Below are 4,615 nucleotides of genomic sequence, written 5' to 3'. Positions count from 1 at the left end.
GATGCCGCCGCGACCGCGCCCGCCGCGCTCCGCACCGGCGCGATCCCCCCGACGTCCCCGGCCCCGGCGCGACCGGGCCCCACCGAGCCCCGCAGGACCGACACCGGCGCCGCCGCCCCGCACCAGGCCGAGCGGGTCCCACCGCCCGCGCCCTCGGGGGAGACGACGGGGGCCGGGCAGGCGCGGGACACCGAGCTCGGGCCGCCGGCCCAGAACCCGGCCGTCGTGCCCGCCGAACAGGGGACCCCCGAGGGCACCAGAGCACCCGAGCGGGAGCCGGTCACCGTCGACCCCGAACCCCGGACCGAGATGCTGCGGCGATGGCCTCCGGCGGACGTCGACGTCCAGGAGGAGACGGCGGCGGACAGCCTCGAACTGGCCGAGCAACCCGTGGAGCGGCCCCGGGACACGCCGCGGCGTTCCGTCACCGTGTGCACGGTCGCGCTACCCGGTGAGTGGGCGGCGGCGAGCGTGCTCCGGGAATCGCTGCGCACCCACCACCCGGAGACCCGGTTCGTCACCCTCACGATCTCCCCGACCCCCGCGGAGACCGGCGACGACCACGTGCTCGGACCTACCGACATCGGACTCGGCGCGGAGGAGTTCCACCGCCTGGCGACGTCCTGCGATGCCGACCAGCTGCGAGCGGTGCTCCGGCCCCGCCTGCTCGCGCACCTGGTGCGCGGTGGCGAGCCGGTGTTGTGCCTCGACCCCTGGGTGCTGGTCGTGGGTCCAGTGCTCGACCTGGTGGCCGACGCCGTCGCGGAGTGCCCGCTGGTCCTGGTGCCCCGGACCCTGGACCCGTTGCCCACGGACGGACTCCGGCCCACCGCGTCCGACTTCGCCTCCGCCGGCACCTTCGACCCGGGGTTCGTCGCGGTGGGGCCCGGTGCCGAGCGGTTCCTGGCCGATTGGGCCGCCCAGCTGCGGGCGCTGCCGAGCGCGTCCAACGCCCTCGACGCGGCGCCCGGCCAGGTCGAGCACCGCGTGCTGCGCGACCGGGGCATCGGGTTGTCGGTCTGGAACGCGGACCGGCGGCCGCTGGGACGTGACATCGACGGCCGGGTGACGGTGGACGGGACACCGCTGCGGACAGCCCACTTCGGGGGTTTCGACCCGCAGCGCCCCTGGCTGCTCTCCACGGTCTTCGGCGACCGGCCGCGGGTGCTCCTCTCCGAACACCCGGAACTCGCGGCGCTGTGCGCCACCTACCGCGGTCGCCTGGTCCGGGCCGTCGACCCAGCCGAGGCGAACACCGGGTTCCGCCAGGTGCCGGACGGCAGCGGGCTGGAGATCCCCCCACGGCTCCGGGAGCAGTTCCACGAGTGTTGGCGGCGGGCGCAGGCCACCGGCGGTGAGGCCCCACCGCCCGCGTTCGGTGCTCCCGGCGAGGGCGTGACCGCCGCTGCGGCGTTCCTGCGGTGGGCGGCCCAACCCCCCGAGCCGGACGAGCGGACGGGACGCCGCGACACCTCCGGCGTCAGCCGGTGGACCTGGGCGGTCTGGCTCGACGACCGTCGACTCCAGGTGGACTTCCCCGACCCGTGCGGCACGGACCGGGCCGCCTACCGCGAGTGGTGCGCGGGGCCGGGAGTCGCCGCCGGGCGTGTGCACCCCGATGTCTTGCCCTCGGCGGGGGCGGGCGCCAGTCCGGCGCTGCTCGACCAGCTCGGCGTGTGCGTCCTCGGCGCCGGTGAGCTCGCCGACCGGGTGCGGTTGGCCGTCGAACACTCCGGGCTGCCCACCGCCGACGAACCCCTGTACCCGGTGGTGCTCTCCTGCGGGCCGGATGCTCCGGTCCCCCCGGACCGGTCGGTCATCCGGGTCAGCGCCGACGGGGCGCCCTTCGCTCCGGGGGTGTCCGAGCTGTGGGTGCTGTCCGAGGCGTCCCGCCGGCTGGCCGCCCGGGGGACGAACCGACCCGTGCGCACGGTCCTGCTCCCGGTCGCCGACCGGGGGGAGGTCGACGAGGCGGCCCGCGCCGCTGCCCGGGCCCGGTGCGGTGTGCCCGAGGGGGTCGTGTTCTGCTCGGCGGCCGACCACGCCGACGAACGGCGGACCAACCCGCTCGGCGTGGTCGCGGCCTTCCTGGCGGCCTTCCCCGATCGTCGGGACGTTCGCCTGGTGCTCCGGGTGTCGGGTGCGGCCGACTTCCCCGAGTCCGCCGAGCGGCTCCGGCTGGCCACCGCCAACGACCCCAGGGTCCTCCTCTTCGCCGCGGCGGACCTGGCCCAGGACGACCTCGTCGACATCGCCGACTGCGTGGTGTCCCTGCACCGGGGAGGTGGCGACGGAGCGGGCGACGCGGTCGCGGCGTGGCTCCTGGGGGTCGCGGCCCGAGGAGTGCCCGTGGTCTCCACCGACCAGGGCGCCGTCACCGAGCAGCTCGGCCGGCGGAGTGCCGCGTTCGTGCCCTGCCTGGACGGGGGGACCGAGCCGGACGGCCGTTCGGCTGCCGACCTGCTGCGGAACCTCGCCGACAGCCCCGAGGTGCGGGCGGAACTGGGCCGCACGGGGCGGGCCGAGGTCACCACCCGGTACGGGGCACACCCGACCGGGGAGGCCGTGCGGGGAATGGTCGAGCAGACCTACCGCGCGTGGCGGGCGGGCCGGGCGCAGGCGCCGGTCGTCGCCGAGGACCCGCTGCGGGCGCTGGTGGTCGCGCGCCACGCGTTGCTCCGCCCGGTCGACGTCGGGGGGACCACGAGCAAGGTCCCCATCGCCCCGGCCCTCCGCAAGGCCGTGCTCCGGGTGCTCCACCACTACGACACCCACATGCGGGAAATGCTCACGGCACTGGTGGACGGGGTGGAGCGGACGGCCCGGGACCTCGTCGCCCGGCAGGACGACGCCGACCGGGGCACCAGCGCCGTGGACGTCGAGGCCCTGCGAGCCGAGCTCGCCACGGTCGTCGGCCGGCAGGGCGACCTCGCGGAGCACCTCGTCGGAGCCGACGACGCGGTGGTGCGCGCGCGGGCGGACCTCGCCGCCCAGCAGCAGCGGCTGCGGGTCGTGGAGGAGGCCGTCACCACCGACTCGGAGCGCCGGGACCGCCAGGTGGAGTTGCTCGCCGAGCGCCTCGACGGGCTGGCCGGGGTCGTGGACCGCACCTTGGACAGGATCGATGCCGTCGAGGCGCGGCTGACCGAGGCCATGCGGGACCGGGACGGCCGGCTCGAGTCCCGGATGCGCCACGTCGACCACGCAGTGCGCACGGCGGACGCGTTGCGGCGCGTGGTGGTGCGTGAGCACCAGCGGCAGCACCCCGCCCCGGTCGAGGGCGCCACCTCGATGGTGCTGTGCGACGCCGGGCTGTTCCGGCTGCCCGCGAGCGACAGCGTGATGTTGCCGTGGCTGTCCAGCCATGGCGTGTGGGAACCGGAGATCTCCGCTGCGGTGGACGGTCTGCTGGAACCGGACGGGGTGTTCCTCGACGTGGGGGCGCACGTCGGGTACCAGACGACGAGGGTGTTGAGCCGGCTCGGCGCGAACGGCAGGGTGGTGGCCGTCGAACCCTGCCCGGAGGCTGGCGCGCTCCTGCGGCACAACGTGGAGCTCAACGTCGTTCCGGAGAACGCGGGGAGGTTGACCGTCGTGGAGGCGGCGGCCTGGGACCAGGCGGCGCGCCTGCTGGTCGCGCCGGGCCCGGGCGGCGGGCTGCGCGTGCGGTCCGAGGAGGGGACGGGTCGTTCCGAGCCGCCCGGCGCCGAGGAGCGGGACGAGAACGGGTTCCCCGTCGAGCACCCGGCGTCCACGCCGGAGGGGGTCGGGAACCCGCAGGGCGGCGCGGTGGGCACTCCGGAGACGGTGCGCGGTGTGCGGCTCGACGAGGAGCTGGTCGGTCTCCCGGCCTTCGAACACGGTCGGCTCTCGGTGGTGCGGGTGGACACGCCAGGCAGCACCTGGCGCGTGCTGCGCGGGCTGTCGCGGCTGCTCCGCCGGGACCACCCGCCGGTCGTCTGCGCGATGTCGGTCGTCGGCGGGGCCGAGCTCGGCGAGGATCCGGCGGCGGCGCTCGACGAGATCCGGTCCTGGGGGTACGAGCTGGCCCGGTTGGAGGGCGGACCAGCCCTGGAACCGGCGGAGGTACTGCGCTGGGGCCGGGAGTCCGACGGTCGGGTTCGCCTGTTGCTGCGCCCTCGGGAGACGCGGGGTCCGGGCGCCTGACGGGGGCGGGTCCTGGGCGAGTGCCCCGCCCGGGACCCGCCCTGGCGGCCGGGAGGGCGCTCGTCCGGGGTCGGTTTGACGGGGAGTGGACGGGTTGGCTAGTCTCGTCCACGCCGCGAACGCGTCGGACGGAACAGGACTTCGGAGCCTGGCGAGGACGACGGCGAGCGACTGGGGCCGAGCGGGTTGACATCGCGATCACGGACCCGGTATTGTTGCGCGGCAGCCAGGCAGGGACCACGACGGAAGTCGTGGGATGAGCACGGACCTGGCGACCCCCACTCCCCTTGGATCAACAGGGACGGGGTCGTCGTGCGTGGTCGTCCTGACTGGCGTATCTCGTCCAGTGCGGGGGCCATCGCGTGAGCGGTGGTACTCGTCGGGCGCGATACCGGGAGGAGGTTCCACCCCCTGTGGGGGCGAGGATTTCCGCCTGGTAGCGTTCCCG

Annotated in this window: 1 protein-coding gene; it reads left to right on the top strand. The window is 75.7% G+C overall.

Annotation, left to right across the window (positions count from 1 at the left end; all coding sequences use genetic code 11):
• Nucleotides 1–4,167: FkbM family methyltransferase (locus ACTIDRAF_RS30390; RefSeq protein ID WP_016700782.1), on the top strand; the 4,167-nt coding region annotated here is incomplete at its 5' end.
• Nucleotides 4,168–4,615 lie beyond the last annotated feature (448 nt).

The organism is Actinoalloteichus spitiensis RMV-1378 (genome assembly GCF_000239155.1).
Taxonomy (GTDB): Bacteria; Actinomycetota; Actinomycetes; order Mycobacteriales; family Pseudonocardiaceae; genus Actinoalloteichus_B; species Actinoalloteichus_B spitiensis.
This window is presented reverse-complemented; position numbering and strand designations above follow the sequence as displayed.